Genomic DNA, 25197 nt, shown 5'->3' on the forward strand with positions numbered 1-25197 from the left:
ATTGAAAGAAATTTCCTTTCATCAAGAAATTCTAACCGATCATATCGCACCGCGAATTGCGTTTTACCCCCTGACAGGCTATGAAAAAGAGTATCAAAACCCTGCTGCATTCGCGCCCGTCGCCGGATAACTCTGCTTGAGGGTAAGCAGAATTGATTTCATCGAGGAGATGCAGCAATGACCACTCACATGCCCACGCTGGTTTCACTGCGCGCTTTTGAGGCAGTGGCGCGTCACAAGAGTTTCCGAAAGGCTGCAGGAGAGATTTGTGTGACGCACGCGGCGGTCAGCCACCAAGTCAAAGCATTGGAAACATCAATCGGCGTTAAGCTGCTGGAACGCACAAGCCGTTCGGTCGAACTGACACCGGCTGGCGAGCAGTATTACCCGCCAGTACGCGAACACATTCAGGGAATCATCAAAGCCACACGGCGCATCCAGACACCTGAGGAACCGGACGTGTTGCTCGTTCAGTCCTACGCAAGTTTCAACACAATGTGGCTCCAACCCAGATTGGCTGAATTTCTTCAGGATAATCCGGACACACGCGTGCGCATAGTCTCTACCTTTGAAGACGGTGATTATGACATGCACCGGTTCGATGTGGGCGTGTTCAATGCACCACCATTTGACAAACGGTTTAACTATAGCCCCTTGTTCGAAACCGATATCTACCCGGTATGTGCTCCAGAGGCCTTGAAAACCGCAAGCGGTGGAGTGCCGCTGGAAGAGCTAAGAAATTTCCTGCTGTTGAGTGTCCCAAGCACATGGAATGAGCCGGATGACTGGGACTGTTGGTTGGATGCGGCAGGCTTAGATCGCGAAACCATGAAATTTGGCTCAATCTTCGATAACTACCCTCTTGTCCGCGAAGCCGTTTTGAACAACCACGGAATGAGCATCTCAAGGGCACCGTTTTGCACGCGTGATCTTGAAAGGGGGCGCTTGGTCAGACCGTTCGACATTTCGGTGCCAGAGCCAGGCCGCTGGTATCTGGCGACGCAAAAAGAACGTGCACCCAACCCAAAGCTCGATACGTTTGTGGACTGGCTGTACGAACAGATCGAGGCCGACCCAGCCATGCGGTTCTTCCGGGCCTGATCTGTTGACTTACAGCTCTGCCGTCAGCGCGCGTCAGGACTGACGCGCACCTGCTTCGGAGGCAACACGAGGGACGAGAGCGCGAACCAGTTCAGTCATATCCAGTGAGCCGACCGTCTCTTCCCCATCCTTGACGATATAGGCGTGTGACGTATCGCCGCCAGACCGCGCGATCATGCTTTCGAGCGTGTCGTTCACGTCCACTTCGCCATGCGCATCTTTTGGCACTTTGCCGCCTACAAGCGGGGTCATAATCGAGCGCACCCGCAGAACCCGTGCGCGGTTGATGTCGCTCACGAAGTCTTCGATGTAGGGATCGTTAGGGTTCAACAGAATATGCTGCGGCTCGCCCTGTTGTACAACAAAACCATCCTTCAAGATCACAAGGTGATCGGCCAGCTTCAGCGCCTCATCAAGATCGTGAGTGATGAAGATGATGGTCTTGTGCAGCTCTTTTTGCAGCTCGAGAAGCAGGTCCTGCATGTCAGTCCGGATCAGCGGATCAAGGGCCGAGAAAGCCTCGTCCATCAGCATGATCGGTGTGTTTGCACTCAGTGCCCGAGCAATGCCCACACGCTGTTGCATCCCACCAGACAGCTGCGCCGGATAATGGTTCTCGAACCCGCTCAGACCCACGCGATCCAGCCATTTCGCGGCTTCCTTATCGCAATCCGCCTCAGGCTCGCCACGCACCGACAAGGGCATGCCTGCATTCTTCAGCACGGTCTTGTGCGGCAATAACGCGAACTTCTGGAAAACCATCGACATCTTTTCTTGACGGGCATGACGCAGCCCGTCCTCGGACAGTTGCATCACATCTTCGCCCTGCACGATGATCTCGCCCGCAGTGGGTTCGATCAACCGGTTCAGGTGGCGGATCAGCGTGGATTTACCCGAGCCTGACAGGCCCATGACCACTGTGATTTCCCCCGCCTGCATATCGACGTTGATGTTGTTGAGACCCAACACGTGCCCGTGCTGCGCCAGCAATTCTTCTTTGCCCATGCCATCCTGGACATGGTGCAACACGTCCTTGTCGCGGGCGCCAAAGATTTTATAGAGCCCGGACAGGCGGACCATTGGTTGTGTCATTGAACCGGCTCCTTAGTGTTTGACTTGGGTCTTATCGACCCGTGTGAGAGCTGCCTTGGACACGCGGTCAAGGATCACTGCCAGCAGAACAATGCCGATACCCGCAACGATGCCCACACCCAGTTCAAGGTTTCGGATACCGCGCAACACGTTCACGCCAAGGCCAGGGGCCGAAACAAGAGAGGCGATCACGACCATGGCAAGGCTCATCATGATGGTCTGGTTGATCCCGGCCATGATGTTCGGCAGCGCCAGCGGCAATTGTACTCGCATCAGTTTCTGGCGGTCATTCATGCCAAAGGCATTGGCCGCTTCGATCACGTCCTGATCTACAAGGCGGATGCCAAGGTCGGTCAAACGGATCACCGGCACAATCGCGTAAAGGATGATCGCAATCCCGTACAGTTTGGATTCCGTGACCGAGAACAAGAAAATCAGAGGGATCAGGTACACGAAAGTCGGCAGGGTCTGCAGCAGGTCGAGTAACGGAACCACGCTTTTTTGCAATCGGTCGGATTTCGACATGGCAATTCCAATGGGCACACCGAAAAGCACTGATATCGTAGTACATACAAAGATGATCGACAGGGTCTGCATCGCCACATCGTAGTGGTCTACGACGGCCAGCAGCATAATCGAGACGGCGACGAAGATCGTCACAGGGCGCGAACGCGACGCGTACCAGGAAATCGCCACCAGAAGCGGGACCATGATGAACCATGGCGTCGCTTCAAACAGCCAAAGTGCGCCATCCAACATCCAGCTCAGTGGCTGTGTAATCGGGTCCAGAACAGTTTTTAGAGCCGGTTTGGCTGCCAGAAACCCTTCTTCGATACCGTTGGTTACATCGCGTGACTGCCATATGCGGTTGCAGCTTTCATGCAGATTATCAAACGAGGGGATTGGAATGAGGGGCCCAGAGGCCTCTTCTCCTCTTGCTTGCGCCGCAAGATCCGCCAGCGAAAGAGGCGCTTTGTCGTCTGACGTGCCGCACCAGTCGCTCAACCCCAAGGCGCTGAATATCTCGTCGTAGAAGGCCATTAATTCTACTTCCCCATCCAGGTTAATGCGTCAGGGGCATCGCTGAGGATGCCCCTGTCCATGCAGTTTACTGCAGCAATGCGGAAAGTTTGTCGCGCGCAGCATCGTTAAGCCACGCCCCCCAGACATCCTTGTAGGTCGTCAGAAAGTGCACAGCACCTTCATCGTAGGAGGCGTTGTTGTCCTCGACCCATGCCAGCGTTTCGCCCATCTGTGCGTTGGTGAAGGACAGATTTGTCATCAGCTCAGAGATTTCTGCGTTTTCAGCCATGAATTCCTTGGAAAGAACTGTAACCACTTCACTGCGAGGGAAGGTGCTCATTGCTGGCGTCTCGCATTCCGCTGTGATGTTGCAGGCGTGCTTTTCAGGGTCATGGGGGCCCATATCGACCAGGGTCATCGGGTATTTGCCCAGTACCGATGTCGGTGCCCAATAAAAACCGAACCACGGCTCTTTGTTTTCGTAGGCGGCAGCGATCGAAGCCGCAAGGGTTTCGCCTGATCCATGCACGAAGTTTTCAATGCCTGCATCAATCAACCCGCCTGCCTTCATCAGGTTGGTGCTGACATTCAGACAAGTCCATCCCTCGGGGCAATTGTGAAAGCGATTTCCGACGAGTTCGGGATTGGCTGCGATGCCTTCAATTGTTGCCAGTTCCGGATGCTCCTCCACAAGGTAGTTCGGAACAAAGAACCCTTCGACACCGCCATCTGATAGAACTTCGGTCACAGGAATGATTGCACCTGAGTCAACCAGCCCTTGGTAAGCCGGCGCGCCGTTTGTCCAGATTTCGGTCAGAATATCGGGCTCTCCGGTCTCGGATACGGATGCCAGCGCAGGGTTGCTCGAGAGCGGCATTGCGGTGACGTCGCACCCGTAGCCTTCCTCTATCAGGAACTTCGCAACCGCTGTGACGATCTGCGCAGACCCCCAGTCGCCTTGCATGATAGATACTTCACCGCATTCGTCCGCTTGGGCCGCCGAGGCGGTAATTGCCGCAGCAAATACACACCCGAGCCCCGTTGAAATCTTGAACATTTCTTTCCTCCTTGTCATCGGCGAAACAGGGGCAGAGAAACGCTCCAAACCAAAATTCGCCTTATTTGTAGAGATGATTTGTACCGATAGGCCCAAGAGTAAAAAACTGAAAAGAATTTTGAATCATGTACAATTGCTTACAGGTAAAATGTCACAGCTAAGCTCGTGCACAGTGACCTTCGCTCCGACGAATACGTCTTAGATGCAAATCCTTGAGTGGCATATGCAGGTGAGTTTTCGGATCTTTTTTTTAAGAGACAGAACGAGGTGTCATCACACCCAAGGGTGTCCATTCTGGACTTGTCACTTTCATTCGAGCGAACTGCAGCATTGAGTCAATGTGGGCACCCTACGGTCATTCGCGTCTGTTGCGACGAATGTCCGATATGGACCGATAGCTTTTTAGAAACCATGCCAACGAATAATTGCAAGCCCGGAATAGCTGTTTTGCGATGGGCCTTTACGACAGCCGCGTCCAAAGAGGCGTGCCGTATAGAAGCCATGGCTTGTAAAGAACCCGAGAAAGGTTCGGAAGCGAAGGCTGCTCATCTTCCGACGACACTTTTTGAACTCCCAAGCGAATGGCTGGCGTGTTCTCAATAGGTGCCCGTTTTCGGTGTTTCTCTACGGGAATCCGTATATTTTCACCGGGAACTGCGATAGAGCTCATGGTCATTTCTACTTCTTCGGTTTCGTCATGCTTGTTCCGAGATGTTACATATTGGCGAAACTCGAAAAAATTATAGTGAACCCTGAAGATGTTCAGGATCGCGATCAGAACCCTGGGATTGTAGCTGGCACCGTTCTCAAACGAGGGACCTTTTCGAGCCCCGCCGCTGCTTGCGCGATCAGTCATACTGATGCGTTCGCGAACAGCCTCCATAAAGCTCGAAGCCGGCTGCAATGTCGCCCGGACAACGCGCCTTGTAATGGCCTTGCAAAGATCAGGATCCTTGATCTGAGAGTCTATGCCCAAAGCTTTGAATTGTTCCCTGTATCGGCGCGACAGGACTGGGAATCCGACAACCTTGTCTGTCTCGCCGCCAAACTGGACAGGACTTCGAATCCAGAGATCAGGGAAGGCACGTGTCGCAAAATTTGATATAGGAAACGGCCGAGCATCCCCGGATCGTCCAGGTTTGTAGGCAGGCTTCAGCCTGGCTTCAGTCCATGCATGCAGCGCTTCATATGGCGCAAGGTTCGGATTGGCATTCCGAAACCTTCTGAGCGATGCGTCGTATCGGTTGAACTTCGAGGTGATCTGACCCTTGGTTGCCTTCTTGTTGAAGCTCACGACAAGCCATTCAAACAAATCCTCCTTAATGTCTTCCCGGAAGATGTGCGGAACTACCCGCGCCATTGCCGCTTCTTGTTCACTGACGAGCGTTATCTTTCCGGAGGGCAACATTTCTCTCAGGCATTCGAGATGCGCCGCTTTTGTGTAGGTATCGCGCGTCATAATGCCCGAAAATGAGTTGCGCGTATCACGCTCTGACGCGGGGAAATTGAAATAGAACCTGCGAAGGAAGCTGAGCGAGAGCCGCCTTTCCTCAGCTCTGTCGAGCTCGAATTGAAGGCTCGCGTCGGGTGTCCTCTTCGCTCGCTTGAGCTTTTCATGAACCTTCTCACCGAAGAGGCGGAATTCTGACTCGGCAGCTGCGAAGAGTGCTCCTTCTTCATACCGCCCAGAGGGTCGTTGGAATTCCAAAAGGGGCGCGGTGAACGTTGTTCCATCTGCCTTGGTATAAGTCTTTCTGATCTTCACTGGCCCTTTGCGACCACCGTAGTGGTCGAGCAGATAATTGGCGGGATCAATGGTAGGATCGAAATCGACATCTATTCGGTAAATGTAGCCAGAATCGATGTCTGCACTGATCGAACAATTCAACTGTGTCAGGCGGCGGTCAGTGCGCGTCTCCCAGTTCACCGAAAGAACAATATCGTCATGGGCAATTTTGTGATGGCGAAATTTCCCGAGGCGTTCGTGGTCCTTACGCCACTTGTCCAACTGGGCCTTTTCATAAGCAAGGAGGACTTCCTCAAGCCAAAATATGCGATCGTAGAACCGCGACATGCCAACCTGTCGCCTGCCATCAGGGCTTCTGAAAATTCGGCGCATATCACTCATTCCTGACTCATTGACCAGGTGGTTCAGGATTTGGATGTTTTCAGTTCTTTCCTTCTGCCGGCGATGCGGTGCTGACACCGTAAACCGGGAGCCTCTTTGGCCTTTGCATGCTTTGCAAACGACACGCATTCCGAGGGGCTTTCCACCCTTCCGGCTACCTTTTCTGGGCGTGGTCTTGCCGTTGGCACCATCGAGGGCAAACGCAGTCGGATCTTCAAGATACCGCTTTCCGCAGCTACCGCATCTTGGTCCATCCAGAACGCCGTTCATCGACCTTAGGCGATTTGTTTCCGCCACGAAGTGAGCATTGGAAAGAACCTTCTGACCCAAGCCACATTTTCGATTCCCAGCCTTGTGCTGGCATACAATGGTTCTTGTATCCATCCATGCTCTTGGCTCGTTCCCGTATTCGAGGATGGAAGAAACCCGCGCATCTTCTTTCTTGCCCGAGGAAGACAGCTTGTATTGCCCGACACCTGCGGAAATCGCTGCGCTCGAAGCAGCCGCCAGTTTGAATTTCGAAGACCCCCCACGAGGATCAGGAATGTCAGGATTGAATGCGAAGCCAAAATTTCCACAATCCGGATTTCCGCATGTGTTCAAATTTACTCGGCCGACAACCTCTGGGTAAATCTGGTCGAGCGATAGGTTTTCAATGCTCTCGAACAAAGCCCCCCCCACCTTCAGTTTTGCCATGGCGTTTCCCGCTGATTGTTATATTGGCCAAAACTCGCAAAAACGAAGCCCGGGACTGCGAGGTCCCGGGCATCAGGCCGATCTGTCGTCGACTTTGAATTCGAAATTCAAATAGAAATCAATGTCCTGCCGGAAATATTTCGGCAGGACATGATGGGAAGCCTCCTATCGGACGGAATGCGTCACGGATCTCTGGGGGCTTTTTTCTTGGGCGGGGACTAAGTTGGAAAATGGCCCCTTTGACGGGGGAAGCAGCCCTGCGGTAGTGTTGGGAAAACACACCACAGAAGTGAGAGCAGATCATGATCCGTACTCTGGCCATGTTTGGCGGTTTGGCAGGCGCCGTGGCGCTCAGCCAGTTCCCCGAGTTCACGCAGCAATACATGCAGCGCCTGTCGGGCGCGCGGACCGAGCTGAAGGTTATTACCACCGGGTTCGATCTGACCGCAAAGGCGGCCGGATACACTCGTGACGAGGCGCTGGAAAAGATGAGTGGATCGGACTTTCAGAACGATCTACGCGACCAGATGCAGGACAACTTCAATCGTTTTGACCGGCTGGACGCGTCCTATGCGGCTCTTAAAGGCACCGAGCCCTTGGTGCGCCTGACCAAGCTGTGGCATTTCCGCGATGTGGATCTGGTCGAACGCACGTGGAACGAGTACCGCCCGGCCGTTCCCGTGACGGCAGATGGTCTTTTATGTGCGGGGATCGGATATGTGGGCGGTTGGCTGATCGTGTCGCTGCTTTTGGGCGCGTTTCTACGCCCGTTCCGCAGGTTGGCCTAAGAGCGCGCCCGTTAAAGGCGCGCCACGTGGCTTAAAAGTTATAGTTTACACCCAGCTTGATTGTGTGGAACAGCGGCGTTGCCAAGGTGGTGGTTCCCCCGCCATCCGTCAGTTCATCCGTGCCGAAATTGACGTACTCATAATCGCCGGTCAGAGTCCACCGATCCGCGAGCGGACGCTCGAAGCCCACGCCAAGGATATAGCCGTTCGTAGAGTAGGTTTCATCGAAAGACACGGCCCCACCGCCGCCAGAACCCGAGACGACATAGTCAAACTCGGCGCGCGACAGGCCAACGGTGCCATAGATGAATGAGCCAAAGAACTTCGAAGCAACGCCCGCTTTCAGACGAAGCGATAGCGCGTGGTTCAGTTTCGTCGACCCGCTATAGCCTCCGCCCGCAAAAGAATCCTCGACATTGCCGGCTTCTGCGGCAATTTCGCCACCGACAACGAAGTCGTTGAACTGCCAGCGATAGCCAGCGCGCAAAGACAGTGCCGGGCCGCCGATGTTCAGCTCTTCTCCGGTGCTGAACGACGGGCCGATGGCGGGCGTAAGTCCGATCCGGTCACCACCGGCGAAATGATATCCGAGTGTGCCCCCAACATAGGCTCCTTGCCAAGGCGAAGGGTCCTCAATGGCAGGCGTAACCGGTGTGATCACTGGGTCATTCAAAGACCCCGCCGAGGCGGTTCCCACAGCGAAGAATGTGGTGGCACAGGCCAGAAGGCTGACGGACTTCATCATCGGTAAAGCTCATACTTTAATGGCAAAAATTGATTGAACTCTTGTATCTACATTTTTTTTGTGTGGGAACTTTTATTTTTCCATATCTAGTATAGCGTGTCGGAATGCCCACTATGTGTGGTGTATTGTTGCGAGCGCATGCGCAAAGTGAAATCAAAACCAAAACTGTTGACAGAAAAAAGAAAATCGCCCGCCATAATATGCGGGCGATCTGTGTGTCTTCGAGCAGAACTTAGCTTTGGCGCGGTGTAATGCGATTCACGTGGCCCATCTTGCGTCCCGGCTTGACGTCAGCTTTGCCGTAGAGGTGCAGCGACGCGTTACCTTCCTTGGCAATTTCAGCCACGCGGTCCATGTCGTCACCGATCAGGTTCTCCATTACCACATCTGCGTAGCGCGATCCGTCACCCAGCGGCCAGCCTGCAACGGCACGGATGTGCTGTTCGAACTGATCGATGGTGCAGCCCTGCTGGGTCCAGTGGCCAGAATTGTGCACGCGCGGGGCAATCTCGTTCACGATTAGCCCTTGCGGCGTGACGAACAGCTCGACCCCCATGACGCCCACGTAGTCCAGCGCGTTCAGGATGTTGGCGGCCAGCAGCACCGCGTCCATCCGCTGCGAGGCGGTCAGGTTGGCGGGCACGGTCGTGGTATCCAGAATGCCGTCCTTGTGGACGTTTTCACCGGGGTCGAAACAGGCAACGTCGCCGCCGGTGCCACGTGCAGCGATCACGCTGACCTCGTGGGTGAAGGACACGAAGCCCTCCAGCAGGGCGGGTGCGCCTTGCATGTCGGCCAATGCGCCGTCTGCATCCGCATTGGACTTCAGCCGCGCCTGTCCTTTGCCGTCATAGCCGAAGCGTCGGGTTTTCAGGATCGAGGGCGCGCCGATCTGCGCGACGGCCGCGGCCATATCCTCGGCGCTTTCCACATTCGCGTAGGGCGCGACTTTCAGGCCCAGACCGGACAGGAAATCCTTCTCGGTCAGACGGTCCTGACTGACGCGCAGCGCCTCGCGACCCGGACGGATCGGCTTGTGCGCTTCCAGCGCGTCCAGCGCGGTGGTGGGGATATTTTCGAATTCGTAGGTGATGACATCGACCGAGGCGGCAAAGGCCTCAAGCGCAGCGATGTCGTCATAGCCTGCGGTGGTCACACGGTCAGCCACCTGACCCGCGGGCGGATTGGCGCCCGGTTCAAAGATGTGCGTCTTAAAGCCCAGCCGCGAGGCTGCGACCGACAGCATGCGGCCCAGCTGGCCGCCGCCAAGAATACCAATGGTGGCACCGGTAGGAAGCATATCAGTCATCCGAGGGTTCATCCGGGATCGAGGCCGACAACGCATCACGCCACGCGTCCAGCCGGGTTGCAAGATCCGCGTCCGACACGGCCAGAATGCCAGCCGCCATCAGGCCCGCATTGGCGGCCCCAGCTGCGCCGATGGCCATGGTGGCAACCGGGAAACCCTTGGGCATCTGCACGATTGAATACAGGCTGTCGACACCAGACAGCGCACGCGTTTGCACGGGAACGCCCACGACAGGTACGCGGGTCTTCGAGGCCATCATGCCGGGCAGGTGCGCCGCACCACCGGCGCCTGCAATAATCACATGCAGTCCGCGATCAGCAGCCGTCTTGCCATAGTCCCACAAACGGTCCGGGGTGCGGTGCGCCGAGACGATCTTGGTCTCATAAGCAATGCCCAGCTCGTCCAAAACAGTGGCGGCTTCTTTCATAGTGGGCCAGTCCGATTGGCTGCCCATAATGATCCCGACTTTCACATCCGTCATGTGTCCCTCGCATCCCTTGCGTCAGTTGGCGTTTCCATACAGGCTTCACGCCCCTCGATGCAATGCTGCGTTGCAGTCAAGCAATGATATCCGGGGTCAATTGATCCTCGATCCGCGCAATTCTGTCTTTCAGGGCCAGTTTCTGCTTTTTCAAGCGCCTGAGGCGCAACTGATCCGCCCGCCCGCTTTCTTCAAGCGCGTGGATGGCCTCGTCCAGATCCCGGTGTTCGGCGCGGAAGACCTCGAGCTCCACACGGAGCACGTCGTCGGTCTTCATTTCTTTGGCATTGCTCATATTCGAGTCGTTCTCGTCGAGTGGTTGCCCGACCATAACGTCAGCCGGGGGCAATCGCCAAGCAAAAGCCGCCTTGCAACTGTTTGGAGGGACACCCATATTCATGTTGTGGTCGCCTGCGGGGGCCATAAGAAACGTGTCGCTTATTCAAGGACGTGTCGATGACAAAAGTAAGCTTGGGAACGCATCCCTTCCTGTTGGGCTTTGAACAGCTGGAGCGCATGGTCGAACAGGCCGCGAAATCCGGCAAAGATGGCTATCCCCCTTTTAATATCGAACAGGTCTCGGACCGGGCCTATCGGATCACGCTGGCGGTGGCCGGGTTTGCTGATGACGATCTGTCGATCACGGTCGAAAATGCCAAGCTGGTGATCCGGGGATCGCAGGGCGACACGCATGAAGGCCGGGTTTTCCTGCATCGGGGCATTGCTGCCCGCCAGTTCATGAAAAGCTTCGTGCTGGCCGAAGGGGTCGAGGTGGTTGGCGCCAAGACCGAAAACGGGCTTCTGCACATCGACCTAGAACGGGCCGAGCCGGAAACCGTGGTGCAGACCATCACGATCAATAAGGCTTAGGTCGCGAAGGGTGTTTCGACCCGCTGCCACGCAATCGCACAGAATCATGCTATTCTTCTGGAAGTTGATTTCAGGAGGACTTTGTCATGGCCCGTGCGAACATGCGCGATCTAAGCTTTGCGACGATCAATCTTTTCAATCTGCAGGTCCCTGGTGGGATCACCTATTCTAACCGCCCCCATATCGAAGATGATGCGGAAGGCCGCGCCTATTACCAGCGAAAAATCCGCTGGACCGCCGCACGCCTGAAAGAGGTCGACGCCGAGGTCATCGCTTTTCAGGAACTTTGGTCGGTTGTCGCCTTGCGCGAATGTTTTGCCGAGGCTGGGTTGACCAATGACTATGACCTCGTGGTGCGGGACGCGCCGGGGCGCGGGCGGCCTCAGGTCGCACTGGCGGTGCGCAAGGGCCGGGACGGCGGTTCTCAGCTGGTCGATGGGGGCTGGCACGCGGATTTCCCGCTGCAGTTCCGCTTTGACAAGGTGCGCGAGACCGCCGGTGCCGAGGAAGAGGTGACCATCACCATCAACAAATTCTCGCGGCCCCTGCTGGTGGCGCGGATCCAGCCAGAAGGCACCGGTCCCAAGCCGCCCGAAGTGCGCGTCGTCGTGGCGCATCTGAAGTCCAAAGGTCCGGCCCGCGTATCCTTCGCGCAGCCACAACCCTTGATCCTGCAACACCACGCCAAACACGCGAAATCGTCACTGGCCCATATCCGGCGCGTGATGGAGGCCGGTGCGCTGCGGGTGCTGCTGGATGGCTGGATGAAGTCCGAGGACGAAGACGACATCTCGCCCACCATCGTGATGGGGGATCTGAACGACGACACGATGTCGGTGACGAACGAGCTGATTTCCGACCAGCCGACCTATCGCATGGTGCAGAAAAGCCGTGCTGGGCTAACATCCGACAAGGGGCTTTATTCCGTCGAACGGCTGCAGCAATACCGATCCATGCGCCATGTCTATTACACACATGTCTACAAACATAAGCGCGAAAGCCTGGATCATATTCTGGTCAGCGAGGAATTCTACGACCACTCGCGCAAGCGCCTGTGGTCCTTCCGCGAGATGGAGGTGATCAACGACCACCTGAACCGCGAAAGCTTTGAAGAAGCGCTGGGCGCGTCAGACCACGGTATCGTCAAAGCCTATTTTGACTGGAACCCGATGCCGGATGGGTTGAGTAGTTAATACACTGGGCCCCTCTTACGCTTTTCCTCGTTCCAAATATCCTTGGGGGAGTGTGAAGGCCCAGGGGGTCTTCACGCGGGGGCAAAGCCCCCCAAGAAACAAAAAAAGCCCGGCGCGACGGCCGGGCTTTTCTTTAGAAATTTTAGCGATCAGGCTTTTACCAGACCCATGCTCTCCAGCTTCAGCAGAACCTGGTGGGCGCAGTTGTCGACGTCGACGTTTTCAGTCTCGACCGACAGTTCCGGGTTTACGGGAACGTCATACGGGTCCGAGATACCGGTGAACTCTTTGATCTTGCCTTCGCGGGCCAGTTTATACAGGCCTTTGCGGTCACGACGCTCGCATTCCTCGATCGAGGTTGCGACGTGCACTTCCACGAAAGCACCGAACTGCTCGATGTCCTCACGCACGGCGCGGCGGGTGGTGGCGTAGGGCGCGATGGGCGCGCAGATCGCGATGCCACCGTTCTTGGTGATCTCGGAGGCCACGTAGCCGATGCGACGGATGTTCAGGTCGCGGTGTTCTTTCGAGAAGCCAAGCTCGCTCGACAGGTTTTTACGCACGATGTCGCCATCCAGAAGCGTCACGGGGCGACCGCCCTGTTCCATCAGCTTCACCATCAGCGCGTTGGCGATGGTCGACTTGCCCGAACCCGAGAAGCCGGTGAAGAACACGGTGAAACCTTGCTTCGAACGCGGCGGCTTGGTGCGGCGCAGCTCTTTCACCACTTCCGGGAACGAGAACCACTCGGGGATCTCTAGGCCTTCGGACAGGCGGCGGCGCAACTCGGTACCCGAGATGTTCAGGATGGTGACGTTGTCACGGTCCTTGATCTCGTCATTGGGTTCGTACTGGGCGCGTTCCTGCACATAGACCATGTGCTTGAAGTCGACCATTTCGCAGCCGATTTCCGACTGGTTGGCGCGGAAAAGCTCTTGCGCGTCGTAAGGACCGTAGAAATCTTCACCAGCCGAGTTCTTGCCGGGGCCGGCGTGGTCACGGCCAACGATGAAGTGGGTGCAGCCGTGGTTGGCGCGGATCAGGCCATGCCAGACGGCTTCGCGCGGACCGGCCATGCGCATTGCAAGGTTCAGAAGGCTCATCGAGGTCGTCGATGCTGGGTATTTGTCCAGCACGGCCTCGTAGCAGCGCACGCGGGTGAAGTGGTCGACGTCGCCCGGTTTGGTCATGCCGACAACGGGGTGGATCAGCAGGTTGGCCTGCGCTTCTTTCGCGGCGCGGAAGGTCAGTTCCTGGTGCGCGCGGTGCAGCGGGTTACGGGTTTGGAAGGCCACAACTTTGCGCCAACCCAGTTTGCGGAAATAGGCGCGCAGTTCGTTCGGGGTGTCACGGCGGCCGCGGAAATCGTAGTGCACAGGCTGCTGGATGCCGACAACCGGACCACCCAGATAGATCTTGCCAGCCTGATTATGCAGATAGTTCACAGCCGGGTGGGCGTCGTCATCAGCACCAAAGACCTTTTCGGCCTCGTTGGCCTTGTTCGGCTCCCAGCGATCGGTCACGGTCATGGTGGCAAGGATCACGCCTTCCTGATCGCGCAGGGCAATGTCCTGACCCAGTTCGATCGAGGCTGCGAAGCCTTCCGACACGTCCAGCGTGATCGGCATCGGCCACAGTTGACCATCGGCCAGACGCATGTTTTCCACAACGCCGTTATAGTCTTCTTCCGACAAGAAGCCTTTCAGCGGATTGAAACCGCCGTTCATCAGCAGCTCAAGGTCGCAGATCTGGCGCGGGGTCAGGTCGTGGCTGGTCAGGTCAGCAGCTTCAACTTTCAGCTTCTGCGCGCTTTCATGGCTGACATAAAGTTCGGGGATCGGAGCAAGGTTTTGTTCCATAAGATTGGTCCTGTGTTTAAGCGGAACCAGGCCGCTGGTTGTACCGGTTAGTTCCGCGTGCAATGCGTCATATTCTGCAAGCTTGCGGTTCAAGAAAATGTCTGTGAGCCGCACCTTCTCGGACGCGCCGCGTGCGGTCAGCGAGTAAGAATACCGCTGGCGCTTGTCGGGGCCGTTGCGGGTGCTGATGGTGATCAGCCCAGCATCGACCGCCGCACGCAGAAGCGCGTTCAGCCTTCCCAAAGACACCCCAATGGCTGCCGCAATCGCGCGCTGCGATGCCTCCGGCGCCGTATCGAGTTGGCGCAGAAGGCGGAAGAGCTGATCCTCTTCTCCGGGGGTGGGTTTGGCTTCGGTTGACGACATGTCATACGACTCAAAGTGTGTTCACGCGTGAACGCATCGCATGAAACAGCGACGTGACAAAGGAGTAATTTGGCAAAATTCTAATTTACGGGGAATGTCGCCAGGACTGTGTGGATTGGGGAACAGTGTTTCGCAAACGGGAGCGAAAGCGGGAAACTCGCGTGGGGCGAGGTGCAAAAAGGCGGCCATAGGGCCGCCTTATATATGTGTTTGGGAGGGAGTGACGCTTATTCGTTTTCAGACAGGAAGTGCTCGGCTTCCAGAGCGGCCATACAGCCCATCCCGGCCGAGGTCACAGCTTGACGGTATTTATGGTCCGTCAGGTCGCCCGCTGCGAAGACGCCGGGCACCGATGTTGCGGTCGAGTCTGGCTTCGTTACGACATAGCCGCCCATATGGGTTTCCAGCGTGTCCTTCACCAGCTCGTTCGCCGGCGCGTGGCCGATGGCGATGAAAACACCCTTCGCCGGGATCTCGGTGATCTCGCCGGTTTTGACGTGTTTTGCACGCACGCCAGTGACGCCCAGCGGGTTTTCGTCGCCCACGACCTCTTCCAGCTGATGATCCCACAGCGGTACGATCTTTTCGTTCTTCATCAGGCGGTCGATCAGGATCTTCTCGGCGCGTAGCGTGTCGCGGCGGTGGATCAGCGTCACTTTCGAGGCAAACTTGGTCAGGAACAGCGCTTCTTCGACGGCAGTGTTGCCGCCGCCCACCACGACGATTTCCTCGCCGCGATAGAAGAAGCCATCACAGGTGGCACAGGCCGAGACGCCGAAGCCCTTGAACTTTTCTTCGCTCTCCAGCCCCAGCCATTTGGCGCGGGCGCCAGTGGCTAGAATGACGGCATCGGCGGTATAGATGGTGCCGCTGTCGCCCTTCGCGGTGAACGGGCGTTTCGAGATGTCCAGATCCACGATCAGGTCGCCGATCACCTCGGTGCCCATCGCGCGAGCGTGCTCTTCCATCTTCATCATCAGCTCGGGGCCTTGGATGTCGATGAAAGAAGGGTAGTTCTCGACCTCGGTCGTGGTGGTCAGCTGTCCACCCGGTTCCATGCCTTGCACAAGGATCGGCTCTAACATGGCGCGCGAGGCGTAAACGCCGGCGGTATATCCAGCAGGGCCGGAGCCGATGATCAGAACTTTGGTGTGGCGGGTCTCGGACATTGGAACTTCCTTGAGCATTCTTGGTTCGTGACGCATATAAGCGAGCCGGACCAGTATTGAAAGGCCCGAGCCCGAAGGCATCACGGCCGCGTGACGGTGCGGCTGACGATTTCATCAAGAAATGATGTTGCGCGGGTGCGAAAGATTGTTGCGCAATGCAACGTCTGGATATAGTCTCTGCGCAATTTCCGATCGAATGCCGCCACTTGGCGCGCCACCGGATGCTCATCAGAAGGCAACTCAATGTCCGCAAGCAAACTTGACCCAATCGACCGTATGATTCTGGCTGAACTTCAGGCCGACGGTCGTATGACAAACGTGGAACTGGCCAAGCGTGTTGGGATATCCGCACCGCCTTGCCTGCGGCGTGTGCGCACGCTGGAAGAGCACGGGTTGATCCGCGGCTATCACGCGGATGTAGATGCCCGCGCGCTGGGCTTCGAGGTGCAAGTCTTCGCCATGGTTGGGTTGGTTAGCCAGGCAGAAGTCGACCTGTCCGCGTTCGAGGAACAGTGCCGCCACTGGCCGCTGGTCCGCGAATGCCACATGCTGAACGGCGAGGTGGACTTCATCCTGAAATGTGTCGCACCCGACCTGTCGACCTTCCAGAGCTTCCTGACCGAACAGCTGACCGCGGCCGAGAATGTGGCGTCCGTAAAGACGTCGCTGGTCATTCGCGGAGCCAAGGACGAGCCGGGCGTGCCGTTTGATGTGCTGGAAGCACGGATGGAAGACACACCGTAAGCGTCGCGCCGGAATTTTGAAAAATTCCGGGCAAAATTCTTCGAAGAATTTTGAGCTCTACAGTCGGATCGCCGAAATCAGACGGCCATAGTCGGGCTCGTTGCGGTGGCACGTGCGGCGATAGGAATAGAATCGTTCAGGGTCGGAATAGGTGCAGTGCCCTGTCCATTCCGCATGTTTAACCCCGGCCGCGTTCAGGCGGTGCAGCCCAAAAGCGGGCAGGTCGAACATGGCGCGGTCGCCCTCGCCATCGGTGAAGAAGCGGTCATAGCCGCTGTCATGCCCGGTGAACTCTTCGCGGAATTCTGGGCCAACTTCGTAGGCTTCAAGGCTGATGGTCGGGCCGATCACGGCTGTGATGTTGGCGCGCTTGGCCCCAAGGCTTTCCATGGCCTCTAGCGTGGCTTCCAGCACACCACCAATGGCGCCTTTCCAGCCCGCGTGGGCCGCACCGATCACCTTGGCGTCGGGGTCTGCAAACAGGACCGGTTGGCAATCAGCGGTCAGGATCGACAGGGCAAGGCCCGGCGTGGCGGTCACCACCGCATCTGCATGGGGTTTGTCGCCGGTGATCGGCCCGTCCGCGACGACGACATCAGGTGAGTGCACCTGATAGACGCCGCACAGATGGCTGGGGGCCACATCCAATGCCTGCGCTACGCGGTCCTTGTTGATCTGAACCAGTTCAGATTGATCCCCACTTCCGCTGCCGCAGTTTAGCCCGGCATACACGCCCGAGGATGCGCCACCCTTGCGGGTAAAGAACCCGTGCCGTATCTGGCCAAGGGCGTCAGAGGTCAGGATCTCAAGTACCATCCGCGTGGGCCTGTGTTTTGTTGCGTTGAAGTCCGGGCAGATCGGGCGCGTCCGCGCGAGTCAGTCCCAGCACTTTGAAGAGCGTCCCCATTTCGTCCGGGTGCGTCAAGCGCCGGTGTGCGGCGATGTGGCTGTCCAGCGCGTCGCCGCTGAGCTTTCCAGCCAACGCCTGCGCGCGGGCGGTGATGCCCAGATGCTCCAAGAACACGCCTTGCGGGGTCATCATATGCGGGGTCAGGGGGGCTGCGGCGCAGGCCAGCGCCTCGAAATCCACATGCGCAGTTAGGTCGGCTTCACCGGGCGTATCCAGCACCGACACGGGCACATGGTCTTTCAGTGCCTGAAACGTATCCCCGATGGACCGCCAGTCACCGTAGTCGATGATGAACGCCGCGCCGCCATGTCTGTCGATGAAATCTGCCAGCTTGGACATGACGCCTTGGGCAGGCGCGCAAATTTCGACCACGTCGCCGTCCTGTGTGTCGCCCAGCCGGTGATCCAGCGCAGGGACGGGTAGGGGGGCGGTCAGGCCCATGGCGAGTTTGTCGCCCTCAAGCCCCACCTGACATTCCCGCCAGCCGTCGCCATCGCGTTGGAATTGGCGGATGGGTAAGGCGTCAAAGAACTCGTTTGCCACAAGGAACAGGGGCGCATCGGGCAGGCTGCCGATGCTGTCGTGATGCGTGATGGGGATGGGTGCAAGGCGCTCGATCTGACGGGCGCGCAACACGGGTGAGGCCTCGACCAGATGTACATCGGCGGCCGCATGAAACCCCGGCACGCCTTTGGTGGCGCGAAGGATGTCCGCCATCAAGGTGCCGCGTCCCGGTCCAAGCTCGGCCAATGTGACGGGCGACGGCGCGCCCTGATCCAACCACGCCTGCGCAATCGCAAGCCCCAGCATTTCGCCGAACATCTGGCTTATTTCGGGCGCGGTGGTGAAGTCACCTTGTACGCCGAGCGGGTCTCGGGTGGCGTAATATCCGTGTTTGGGATGCAGCAGGCATTCGGCCATATAGTCCGCGATTGAAATGGGGCCGGATTTCGAAATGCGACCAATCAGTTGCTTTTCGAGAGCATTCATTCCGATGTCCGCCGATTGGCCCAGATCAGGGTGGCAATTCCGATTGCGATCATGGGCAGGGTCAGCGTCTGGCCCATGGTGATGCCCAGATCGCCTAGGCGGACCACATGGCCCCAGGGGTTGTCAGGCGTGATGAACTGAGCGTCAGCTTGACGGAAGAACTCGACCACAAAGCGGGACAGGCCGTAACCTAGAAAAAACAGCCCGGTCAGGCGGCCCGGCGTTTTCAGCCAGCCGCGACGATAGGCCAGATAAAGCAGCGCAATCGCCAAGACGGCACCTTCCAGAACCGCTTCGTAAAGCTGGCTGGGGTGGCGGGCGCAGGCGCCAAGCGTGGCGTCCCAGCCGGAGCAATGTTGTGCATATTCGCCGGGGAATATGACGCCCCAAGGCGCTGTGGTCGGGCGGCCCCAAAGCTCGGCATTGATGAAGTTCGCCACGCGTACAAGGCCGATGCCGATTGGGGCGGCGATGGCCAGAAGGTCCGCGATGGATGCGGTCAGCAACCCGTTGCGGCGGCTAAACAGCCAGACCGCGACGATCACGCCAAGAAAACCGCCGTGGAAGGACATGCCGCCTTGCCAGATCTTGGGGATGTCTAGCGGGTTCGCCAGATAGTACTCGGGTTGATAGAAGGCGACGAAGCCAAGGCGCCCGCCGGCGATGATGCCGAGGATGATCCACGTGGCAAGATCCTCCAACTGCGCCTTCGTCATCGGCGACTCGTCCCGCCACAGCGCAGGACGCGCCAGCGCGCGGGCGATGATCCACCAGCCGATTGCGATCCCCACAAGATAGCCCATCGCGTACCAGCGCAGGGCAAAGGTGAAGCTGCCCAGATCAATCGAAAAGATCTCGGGCCCGATATTGGGAAAGGGGATGGCCATATACATGCGTTGTGTTGAACCTCTTCTTCGGGGCAAGTCAACCTTGTCTCTGACTGCGCAAACCCCCATATAGGGGGCAGCTCAAGCGAGGAGAAGCACATGCAGACGCGCAACAAGGTTTTTGACGATATTTCCCAGCTGATGACCAACGCCATGGGCGTGGCGCAGGGCGCGAAGGACGAAGCCGAGACCGCGATGAAAAGCTGGATGGATCGCTGGCTGGCTGATCGTGATTTCGTGACGCGCGAAGAATTCGACGCCGTGCGTGCGATGGCTCAGAAAGCGCGCGAGGAAAACGAGTCACTGAAGGCCCGTCTGGACGCATTGGAAGCTAAGAAGTAATCAATAGCTGGGCACGGGGTGTATTGTTCACGCCGTGCTTGGATTTTCTAATTTTAGTAACAATGTCATAGAATTGTGACATGAGATTGCCACTTTTCACCCATACTGGTCGAGATGTTAACCTAGGAATACGGCTTTGCCGGGGGCGTTCCAGGTGAGGGAAAGGGTGCGGATTTTCTGCACCCTTTTCTTATTGCGTCGTCCGGGCCATTTGCCGATCACTTCAGGATCGGCGGTTTCTCGGGGTTCGAGCCGGGCGCGACCGGCGCAAGCGTTTCGGGTGCTTTCGGGGCCGGTAGGTCGAAACGCAGGCCGATGGCAGTCAGTTTCTGTGCGATCTCGTCCGTCTCGGCAAAAAAGCCCACGTCCAGCTCTCCGACATCAATGCCCGAGAAGGTGAGGGCCTCGTTCGCAGCGCCCGCCAGTGCGCGTTCGGCGCCTTCGGCGGGGTTGATGAAGGCCAGAAGGTGCCCACGGCGCCCGTCCGCGTGGCCGACACCTGCCAGACAGGCGTATTGGGCCAATCCCCCTGCGGAACCTAGTTTTCCCGCCAAGGCAGTCAGCAACACTTCGGGGGCAGACGGTGGCAGGATCTCGGTGATCTGGGCCTCGACCTCGTCCGGTGCGCTGGACAGCGTCTGAGCCAGCCAGTCCATCGCCTCGGCCGGGATCAGGATGGACGAAGGCGCGACGCCCAGATTGACGCCAAGCCCAATGCCCTGACCAGACAGCATCCCCGCGATGATACGGCCCGGAAGGGCGGCGTAGGGGGCAGGGGCACCGACGAATTCGGCCAGACGGTCCTCGCGGTCGAACACCAGAACGTATTTCTCGGTCTCGAGTTCAAACAGTTCGGGTTCAATATCCTCGCCCTGCGGCTCGCTGGACAAAAGCAGGAACAGTTCGCGATCTGCCAGCCGTTCATAGAACCGCAACCGAGCAGCGTCGTCGTTCAGGTCTGCCTGCATGGCAGCGTGGGCGTGGTCCAGATGTGTCAGCTCGCTCATGGCAATCTCCGGCTATGAGGTCAGCGCGATGGCGACCTGCTTTTGCAGTTCGGGCAGAAGTTCGGCTTCGAACCACGGGTTTTTCTTCAGCCAACCCGTATTGCGCCACGACGGATGAGGCAAGGGGAAGAGCCGCGGCGCGCCAGTCGGCCACGGTGGCGGTGACCCCCTTGCCGCGGCCCAGATGGCGGGCTTGGGCATAGCCACCGACAAGTAGGGTGAGGGGGACATCGCCCAAGGCCTGATCCACGTGATCTGCCCATGTTTTGGCGCAAAGCGGCGGGGGCGGGAGGTCCGAACCATTCGCGTCGTAGCCCGGAAAACAAAAGGCCATTGGCGTGATGGCAATCCGCGCACGGTCATAGAAGATGTCTCGATCCACGCCCATCCACTGCCGCAGGCGATCACCCGAGGGATCGTCAAATGGCACGCCCGATTTATGCACCCGCATCCCCGGGGCCTGACCGATGATCCTGATCCGCGTGCCGGGCTCGAACCAGACCACGGGGCGCGGAGCATGCGCGGTTTCGGTCTGAGCGAAACGCGTGGCGCAGAGGGTGCAGGAGGATATCTGGGATTGCAGGTCGGTCATGGGCGCAGGGTAGAAAGGGTCCGCAGAAAATTCAATATTTCTAGTTTTGTCGAAATAAATATTGCGCTGCGTCAATATTTCGATATTTCTAGAAATATGAAACACGAATCCCCAACCCCCAAAGACATTGATGTCTTTGCTTCGCAGTTTGCGGCCCTTGGGTCGGAACATCGTCTAAGCGTGCTGCGCACTTTGGTGCGGGCTGGCCCGGAAGGGCTGACCATTGGCGCGCTGGGCGAACGCTGCGGTGTCACTGGGTCGACCCTGACCCATCACATGAAAATCCTCGCTGCCGCCGGTCTGGTGACGCAGGAAAAGCAAGGACGTTCGATCATTTGCGCGGCTGCGGAATATGACGTGATGCGGGCCTTGTCGGATTACCTTTTGTCAGAATGCTGCGCTGATTGCGCTGAAGGAGAGGGTCACAATCATGGCTGAGACGACGCAAACCCAACCGCCAAGGCGTTTTAAACCGGACTGGGCCTGGGTGTTTGTCCTGCTGGTGCCGCTGATCCTTGCGCTTTTGGACACGGCCGAGGTCTTGCCGATGATGCGCTTTGCGCTGACCGCGCTTGGGCATACGGCGCCTTTCATCCTCTTTGCGATCCTTGCGGTGGCGTTTCTGAAGTCCACCGGCGCCGAAAACCTTCTGGCCCGCGCGTTCGAAGGGCGCGAGACGCGGATGATCGTGTTGGCGGCCTTTGCGGGAGGACTCTCGCCCTTCTGCTCGTGCGAGGTGATCCCCTTCATTGCAGCGCTGCTTGCCGTGGGGGCGCCGTTGTCTGCGGTAATGGCGTTCTGGCTGTCCTCGCCCCTGATGGATCCTGCGATGTTCGCCATTACGGCTGGTACGTTGGGCACGGGATTTGCCACGGCTAAACTTGTGTCGGCCGTGGGGATCGGGCTTATGGGTGGTTTCGTTGTGAAGACATTCGCCACGTCCGCCGTATTTGTAGACCCGCTGAAGAATGCTCCGGTCAAATCCTGCTGCAGCTCGTCCTGCGGATCTGGGACAGGGGCGGATGTCTACTCGGGCGAGGTGAACTGGAAGTTCTGGACCGAGGCAAATCGCCGCGACACGTTCAAGACCGCTGCGGTCGAGAACGCCCTGTTCCTAGGGAAATGGCTGCTTCTGGCCTATATGATCGAGGCGCTAATGCTGCGCTATATCCCAGCCGATCTTGTGGCGCAGGTATTGGGCGGCACGGGCATCGGGCCGATCCTGCTGGGGGCCATCGTTGGCGCGCCTGCGTATCTGAACGGCTATGCTGCGGTTCCAATGGTGGCTGCTTTGCTTGAGCAAGGCATGTCCAACGGCGCGGCCATGTCCTTTGTGATTGCAGGTGGTGTCAGCTGTATCCCCGCCGCGATCGCGGTCTGGGCTTTGGTCAAACCTCGGGTCTTCGCAGCCTATCTTGGTATCGCTGTCGTCGGCGCCGTGTTGGCCGGTATAGGCTGGAGCGCTATCGCGTAAATCTGAATGACGGGGATGGCTGACAAACAGAGATTTGCTGGACCCCTGTTGTTGTTTGACGGCAAATGAATTATTTCCAAATGTAACAGGATGCGGTCGCATCCCCGCGTGATGGCTGGGGTGCGACCTGTTTACGAGAATAAGATCGAACGGGGAACGCCATGTATCGTGTGTGGAATTTCATTACCACCTATTCCATTCTTCTTATCAGTGGCGCATTGATTGCGCTGGTTTGGGCGAATATCGATCCCCACTCCTATCACCATGTTGTCGAGTATCCGCTGTGGTTTAACGGCTGGATCGGAATTGATATCGGGTACTGGGAAAAAGCCTATGGAGAGGCGTCGCATCACTTTGAATACGGCGACGTCGAAAAGGTTCTGACCTTCCATTACCTGATCAACGACATGCTGATGGCGCTGTTCTTTGCCATCGCGGGCAAAGAGGTCTGGGAAGCCGTCATTCTGAAAAACGGAAGCCTGCGCGGCAAGAAAGCCGCGACGCCTTTGGTTGCAACGGCTGGCGGTATGCTGGGCCCGATCGCGGTCTATCTTGGCATTGCCTATTTCCTTGGCTCCAGCACCTTTGATGCTGTGTCGCGCGGGTGGGCCATTCCGACCGCGACCGATATCGCCTTCAGCTATCTTGTCGGCCGCCTTGTCTTCGGTGCGGGCCACCCGGCGGTGCGCTTCTTGCTGCTGTTGGCCATTGCGGACGATGCCGCGGGCCTGATCATTCTGGCGATCTTCTATCCGTCGGGCGAACTGGCTCCGGAATGGTTGCTGCTGTCTGTTGCCGCCTCGGTGATCGCCTACGTGCTGTTCAACTGGCTGCCGCGTCGCAAAGACCGGGGCGACCAGCTGCGTCGCTATTCGACCTTCGTACGCAAGAAGTTGGGCTGGATTCCCTATGCCATTGCGGGCTGCCTCAGCTGGTATGGCTTTGCGCAGGCGGGCATTCACCCGGCGCTTGGCCTGCTTCCGGTGATCCCAGCCATCCCGCATGCTGACCGCGCCTTCGGTATCTTCTCTGAGGCCGAGAAGTACCTGACGGATACGCTGAACCAGATGGAACATTCGCTGGCCATTCCAGTCGACATCGTGCTTTTCTTCTTCGGTCTTTTGAATGCGGGCGTCGAGTTCGGCGCGATTGGCGAAGCCACGTGGCTGGTGCTTGCAGGCCTGATCATCGGCAAGCCCATCGGGGTCTTCATCATGGGATGGATCGCGGTGGGTCCGATGCGACTGGGCCTTCCGGCAGGCATGCGGTTGGTCGATTTGGTCGTGATCGGGTTTGTTGCGGCCATCGGCTTTACCGTGTCGCTCTTCGTGGCCTCGGTTGCCTTTGCGCCAGGGCCTGTGCAGGACGCAGCGAAGATGGGCGCGTTGTTCAGCTTTGGCGCCGTGTTCCTGTCCTTCATTGCAGGCAAACTTCTGCGGGTTGAAAAACAGCACGGCTGAGCCTGTTGGCAGACACTTGGCCTCTGTGTAGGTCGACCGAAACTTTGGGAAAGCGTCAGAATTTCTGGCGCTTTCCCCTTTGTTTCGCGTAGATTTTTGCTAAGTTCGCGCTGGATTTCCGGTGGGAAACAGACATATTTTCGCCGAAATGGCGGCCTATAGCTCTTAATTAAGAAAGTCGGCCTTAGAGTAGTGGGACCACTTCAGGTATCGGAGCGCGAATGCTCGAATTCAGGAATGTCAGCAAGTCCTTTTGGACCGGGAAACAGCGCAAGGTCATTCTTGACCAGGCGTCCTTTAGGGTTGAGCTGGGCAATTCGCTTGGTATTCTGGCGCCTAACGGGACAGGTAAAACTACGCTGATCAACATGATGGCGGGGCTTGAAAAGCCGGACGAAGGCGAGATTGTGCGCAATTGCCGGGTGTCGTTTCCATTGGGGTTTATGGGCGGGGTCGTCAAAAAGCTGTCCGCCCGTGACAATGCACGGCACATTGCGCGGCTATACGGGCTTGATCCTGACTATCTTGAGGCTTTCACCCGCTGGCTGTGTGATCTTGAAGAATACTATGATTTCCCCATTGCGACCTACAGTGCAGGGATGCGCGGTCGATTTACCTTCGCGCTTTTGTTGGCGATGGAGTTTGACATCTATCTGATCGATGAGGGCATGCCGACCACTACGGACGCCGAGTTTAACCGGCGCGCGGGGACAGTGTTGCAGGAGCGTTTGCAAGACGCCACGGTGATTGTGGTGTCTCATCAAGCGAAGACATTAGAAAAGCTATGCAATTCGGCGGCCGTTCTGAAAGACGGCCAGTTTTACCAGTTCGAAACTTTGGAAGAAGCGAAACAGCTCTATGACTACCAAACCCAAGGCTAATCGTTTTCGTATCCGCCGTGATGCCGGGTCTGT

The 25197-nt window shown here is 57.5% G+C and carries 24 protein-coding genes and 1 pseudogene; 10 read left to right on the forward strand and 15 right to left on the reverse strand.

The window, feature by feature from the left end:
* The first annotated feature begins 177 nt into the window (after positions 1-177).
* Positions 178-1101 carry a LysR substrate-binding domain-containing protein gene (locus MWU53_RS01765; protein WP_247089793.1) on the forward strand — a complete coding sequence of 308 codons (924 nt, stop codon included), beginning with the start codon at positions 178-180 and terminating at the stop codon, positions 1099-1101.
* Between the two features lie 33 nt (positions 1102-1134).
* Here the strand turns inward: MWU53_RS01765 and MWU53_RS01770 are convergent, their stop codons facing one another.
* The 4 genes from MWU53_RS01770 to MWU53_RS01785 form a co-directional block, all read right to left on the reverse strand.
* Positions 1135-2193, reverse strand: a complete 1059-nt coding sequence (locus MWU53_RS01770; protein WP_247089795.1) for a betaine/proline/choline family ABC transporter ATP-binding protein — start codon at positions 2191-2193, stop codon at positions 1135-1137.
* A gap of 12 nt (positions 2194-2205) precedes the next feature.
* Positions 2206-3234 (reverse strand): ABC transporter permease subunit, encoded by a 1029-nt coding sequence (locus tag MWU53_RS01775; protein WP_113789609.1) that lies wholly within the window; start codon positions 3232-3234, stop codon positions 2206-2208.
* Positions 3235-3301: 67 nt separating this feature from the next.
* Positions 3302-4273 carry an ABC transporter substrate-binding protein gene (locus tag MWU53_RS01780; RefSeq protein WP_247089797.1) on the reverse strand — a complete coding sequence of 324 codons (972 nt, stop codon included), beginning with the start codon at positions 4271-4273 and terminating at the stop codon, positions 3302-3304.
* A gap of 460 nt (positions 4274-4733) precedes the next feature.
* Positions 4734-7097, reverse strand: a complete 2364-nt coding sequence (locus tag MWU53_RS01785; RefSeq protein ID WP_108856357.1) for a hypothetical protein — start codon at positions 7095-7097, stop codon at positions 4734-4736.
* A gap of 302 nt (positions 7098-7399) precedes the next feature.
* On the opposite strand from MWU53_RS01785, the gene MWU53_RS01790 reads away from it, so the two are divergent.
* Positions 7400-7885 (forward strand): DUF2937 family protein, encoded by a 486-nt coding sequence (locus tag MWU53_RS01790; RefSeq protein ID WP_247089799.1) that lies wholly within the window; start codon positions 7400-7402, stop codon positions 7883-7885.
* A gap of 31 nt (positions 7886-7916) precedes the next feature.
* On the opposite strand, the gene MWU53_RS01795 is transcribed toward MWU53_RS01790, so the two are convergent.
* From MWU53_RS01795 to MWU53_RS01810, 4 genes are all read right to left on the reverse strand, one after another.
* The gene (locus tag MWU53_RS01795; protein WP_247089801.1) at positions 7917-8630 is read right to left on the reverse strand and encodes an outer membrane beta-barrel protein; all 714 of its coding nucleotides are present in this window, start codon (positions 8628-8630) and stop codon (positions 7917-7919) included.
* A gap of 232 nt (positions 8631-8862) precedes the next feature.
* Positions 8863-9939 (reverse strand): 5-(carboxyamino)imidazole ribonucleotide synthase, encoded by a 1077-nt coding sequence (locus MWU53_RS01800; RefSeq protein WP_247089803.1) that lies wholly within the window; start codon positions 9937-9939, stop codon positions 8863-8865.
* Entirely contained in the window at positions 9932-10420 is a 489-nt protein-coding gene (purE, locus tag MWU53_RS01805; RefSeq protein WP_247089805.1) for a 5-(carboxyamino)imidazole ribonucleotide mutase, read from the reverse strand. Before purE ends, MWU53_RS01800 begins: the two co-directional genes overlap by 8 nt.
* A 76-nt stretch (positions 10421-10496) precedes the next feature.
* On the reverse strand, positions 10497-10715 hold the full coding sequence (locus tag MWU53_RS01810; protein WP_247089807.1) for a DUF465 domain-containing protein: 219 nt from the start codon (positions 10713-10715) through the stop codon (positions 10497-10499).
* 161 nt (positions 10716-10876) lie between these two features.
* Here MWU53_RS01810 and MWU53_RS01815 point away from each other — a divergent pair, with 161 nt between their 5' ends.
* Both MWU53_RS01815 and MWU53_RS01820 read left to right on the forward strand, forming a co-directional pair.
* On the forward strand, positions 10877-11290 hold the full coding sequence (locus tag MWU53_RS01815; RefSeq protein ID WP_247089809.1) for an Hsp20 family protein: 414 nt from the start codon (positions 10877-10879) through the stop codon (positions 11288-11290).
* An 86-nt stretch (positions 11291-11376) separates the two neighbouring features.
* Positions 11377-12483: a hypothetical protein gene (locus tag MWU53_RS01820; protein ID WP_247089811.1), complete on the forward strand. Its 1107-nt coding sequence runs from the start codon at positions 11377-11379 to the stop codon at positions 12481-12483.
* Positions 12484-12632: 149 nt separating this feature from the next.
* Here MWU53_RS01820 and MWU53_RS01825 read toward each other — a convergent pair whose 3' ends face one another.
* Positions 12633-14708: a bifunctional sulfate adenylyltransferase/adenylylsulfate kinase gene (locus tag MWU53_RS01825; protein ID WP_247089813.1), complete on the reverse strand. Its 2076-nt coding sequence runs from the start codon at positions 14706-14708 to the stop codon at positions 12633-12635.
* A 227-nt stretch (positions 14709-14935) separates the two neighbouring features.
* Positions 14936-15877: a thioredoxin-disulfide reductase gene (gene trxB / locus MWU53_RS01830; protein ID WP_247089815.1), complete on the reverse strand. Its 942-nt coding sequence runs from the start codon at positions 15875-15877 to the stop codon at positions 14936-14938.
* A 243-nt stretch (positions 15878-16120) separates the two neighbouring features.
* On the opposite strand from trxB, the gene MWU53_RS01835 reads away from it, so the two are divergent.
* Complete coding sequence (locus MWU53_RS01835; protein WP_133487176.1) at positions 16121-16621, forward strand: Lrp/AsnC family transcriptional regulator; 501 nt, start codon at positions 16121-16123, stop codon at positions 16619-16621.
* A gap of 57 nt (positions 16622-16678) precedes the next feature.
* Here MWU53_RS01835 and pgeF read toward each other — a convergent pair whose 3' ends face one another.
* From pgeF to lgt, 3 genes are read right to left on the reverse strand one after another with little or no spacing between them, the layout of a single operon-like run.
* Positions 16679-17437: a peptidoglycan editing factor PgeF gene (gene pgeF / locus MWU53_RS01840; protein WP_247089818.1), complete on the reverse strand. Its 759-nt coding sequence runs from the start codon at positions 17435-17437 to the stop codon at positions 16679-16681.
* Positions 17427-18521, reverse strand: coding sequence for an SAM-dependent methyltransferase (locus tag MWU53_RS01845; protein WP_247089827.1), 1095 nt, complete (start codon positions 18519-18521; stop codon positions 17427-17429). Before MWU53_RS01845 ends, pgeF begins: the two co-directional genes overlap by 11 nt.
* Entirely contained in the window at positions 18518-19414 is an 897-nt protein-coding gene (gene lgt, locus MWU53_RS01850) for a prolipoprotein diacylglyceryl transferase (protein ID WP_247089838.1), read from the reverse strand. Before lgt ends, MWU53_RS01845 begins: the two co-directional genes overlap by 4 nt.
* A gap of 93 nt (positions 19415-19507) precedes the next feature.
* Here lgt and MWU53_RS01855 point away from each other — a divergent pair, with 93 nt between their 5' ends.
* Positions 19508-19750, forward strand: coding sequence for an accessory factor UbiK family protein (locus MWU53_RS01855; protein ID WP_247089840.1), 243 nt, complete (start codon positions 19508-19510; stop codon positions 19748-19750).
* Positions 19751-19968: 218 nt separating this feature from the next.
* On the opposite strand, the gene MWU53_RS01860 is transcribed toward MWU53_RS01855, so the two are convergent.
* The gene (locus tag MWU53_RS01860; RefSeq protein ID WP_247089842.1) at positions 19969-20757 is read right to left on the reverse strand and encodes an SseB family protein; all 789 of its coding nucleotides are present in this window, start codon (positions 20755-20757) and stop codon (positions 19969-19971) included.
* 12 nt (positions 20758-20769) lie between these two features.
* Positions 20770-21349: pseudogene (locus MWU53_RS01865) on the reverse strand (uracil-DNA glycosylase family protein).
* 96 nt (positions 21350-21445) lie between these two features.
* On the opposite strand from MWU53_RS01865, the gene MWU53_RS01870 reads away from it, so the two are divergent.
* The 4 genes from MWU53_RS01870 to MWU53_RS01885 all read left to right on the forward strand — a co-directional run bounded on the left by MWU53_RS01870 (position 21446) and on the right by MWU53_RS01885 (position 25164).
* Positions 21446-21787 carry a metalloregulator ArsR/SmtB family transcription factor gene (locus MWU53_RS01870; RefSeq protein WP_247089852.1) on the forward strand — a complete coding sequence of 114 codons (342 nt, stop codon included), beginning with the start codon at positions 21446-21448 and terminating at the stop codon, positions 21785-21787.
* Entirely contained in the window at positions 21780-22823 is a 1044-nt protein-coding gene (locus tag MWU53_RS01875) for a permease (protein ID WP_247089854.1), read from the forward strand. The genes MWU53_RS01870 and MWU53_RS01875 overlap by 8 nt, the downstream gene beginning before the upstream one ends.
* A gap of 161 nt (positions 22824-22984) precedes the next feature.
* A complete protein-coding gene (locus MWU53_RS01880) occupies positions 22985-24283 on the forward strand; it encodes a Na+/H+ antiporter NhaA (protein WP_247089856.1) in 1299 nt (432 codons plus the stop codon).
* 221 nt (positions 24284-24504) lie between these two features.
* Positions 24505-25164 (forward strand): ATP-binding cassette domain-containing protein, encoded by a 660-nt coding sequence (locus MWU53_RS01885; protein ID WP_247089858.1) that lies wholly within the window; start codon positions 24505-24507, stop codon positions 25162-25164.
* Positions 25165-25197: the final 33 nt, after the last annotated feature.

The organism is Aliiroseovarius sp. S1123, from assembly GCF_023015885.1.
In the GTDB taxonomy this organism is placed as follows: Bacteria; Pseudomonadota; Alphaproteobacteria; order Rhodobacterales; family Rhodobacteraceae; genus Aliiroseovarius.

Excerpts from the sequence above, each read along its gene's own strand:
- MWU53_RS01870 (WP_247089852.1), top strand. The coding sequence starts at position 21,446 with ATGAAACACGAATCCCCAACCCCCAAAGACATTGATGTCTTTGCTTCG.
- pgeF (WP_247089818.1), bottom strand. The coding sequence starts at position 17,437 with ATGGTACTTGAGATCCTGACCTCTGACGCCCTTGGCCAGATACGGCAC.
- MWU53_RS01800 (WP_247089803.1), bottom strand. The coding sequence starts at position 9,939 with ATGACTGATATGCTTCCTACCGGTGCCACCATTGGTATTCTTGGCGGC.
- MWU53_RS01825 (WP_247089813.1), bottom strand. The coding sequence starts at position 14,708 with ATGTCGTCAACCGAAGCCAAACCCACCCCCGGAGAAGAGGATCAGCTC.
- MWU53_RS01770 (WP_247089795.1), bottom strand. The coding sequence starts at position 2,193 with ATGACACAACCAATGGTCCGCCTGTCCGGGCTCTATAAAATCTTTGGC.
- trxB (WP_247089815.1), bottom strand. The coding sequence starts at position 15,877 with ATGTCCGAGACCCGCCACACCAAAGTTCTGATCATCGGCTCCGGCCCT.
- MWU53_RS01855 (WP_247089840.1), top strand. The coding sequence starts at position 19,508 with ATGCAGACGCGCAACAAGGTTTTTGACGATATTTCCCAGCTGATGACC.
- MWU53_RS01795 (WP_247089801.1), bottom strand. The coding sequence starts at position 8,630 with ATGATGAAGTCCGTCAGCCTTCTGGCCTGTGCCACCACATTCTTCGCT.
- MWU53_RS01860 (WP_247089842.1), bottom strand. The coding sequence starts at position 20,757 with ATGAGCGAGCTGACACATCTGGACCACGCCCACGCTGCCATGCAGGCA.
- purE (WP_247089805.1), bottom strand. The coding sequence starts at position 10,420 with ATGACGGATGTGAAAGTCGGGATCATTATGGGCAGCCAATCGGACTGG.
- MWU53_RS01820 (WP_247089811.1), top strand. The coding sequence starts at position 11,377 with ATGGCCCGTGCGAACATGCGCGATCTAAGCTTTGCGACGATCAATCTT.
- MWU53_RS01835 (WP_133487176.1), top strand. The coding sequence starts at position 16,121 with ATGTCCGCAAGCAAACTTGACCCAATCGACCGTATGATTCTGGCTGAA.
- MWU53_RS01845 (WP_247089827.1), bottom strand. The coding sequence starts at position 18,521 with ATGAATGCTCTCGAAAAGCAACTGATTGGTCGCATTTCGAAATCCGGC.
- MWU53_RS01810 (WP_247089807.1), bottom strand. The coding sequence starts at position 10,715 with ATGAGCAATGCCAAAGAAATGAAGACCGACGACGTGCTCCGTGTGGAG.
- lgt (WP_247089838.1), bottom strand. The coding sequence starts at position 19,414 with ATGTATATGGCCATCCCCTTTCCCAATATCGGGCCCGAGATCTTTTCG.
- MWU53_RS01880 (WP_247089856.1), top strand. The coding sequence starts at position 22,985 with ATGTATCGTGTGTGGAATTTCATTACCACCTATTCCATTCTTCTTATC.
- MWU53_RS01775 (WP_113789609.1), bottom strand. The coding sequence starts at position 3,234 with ATGGCCTTCTACGACGAGATATTCAGCGCCTTGGGGTTGAGCGACTGG.
- MWU53_RS01815 (WP_247089809.1), top strand. The coding sequence starts at position 10,877 with ATGACAAAAGTAAGCTTGGGAACGCATCCCTTCCTGTTGGGCTTTGAA.
- MWU53_RS01785 (WP_108856357.1), bottom strand. The coding sequence starts at position 7,097 with ATGGCAAAACTGAAGGTGGGGGGGGCTTTGTTCGAGAGCATTGAAAAC.
- MWU53_RS01765 (WP_247089793.1), top strand. The coding sequence starts at position 178 with ATGACCACTCACATGCCCACGCTGGTTTCACTGCGCGCTTTTGAGGCA.
- MWU53_RS01885 (WP_247089858.1), top strand. The coding sequence starts at position 24,505 with ATGCTCGAATTCAGGAATGTCAGCAAGTCCTTTTGGACCGGGAAACAG.
- MWU53_RS01780 (WP_247089797.1), bottom strand. The coding sequence starts at position 4,273 with ATGTTCAAGATTTCAACGGGGCTCGGGTGTGTATTTGCTGCGGCAATT.
- MWU53_RS01790 (WP_247089799.1), top strand. The coding sequence starts at position 7,400 with ATGATCCGTACTCTGGCCATGTTTGGCGGTTTGGCAGGCGCCGTGGCG.
- MWU53_RS01875 (WP_247089854.1), top strand. The coding sequence starts at position 21,780 with ATGGCTGAGACGACGCAAACCCAACCGCCAAGGCGTTTTAAACCGGAC.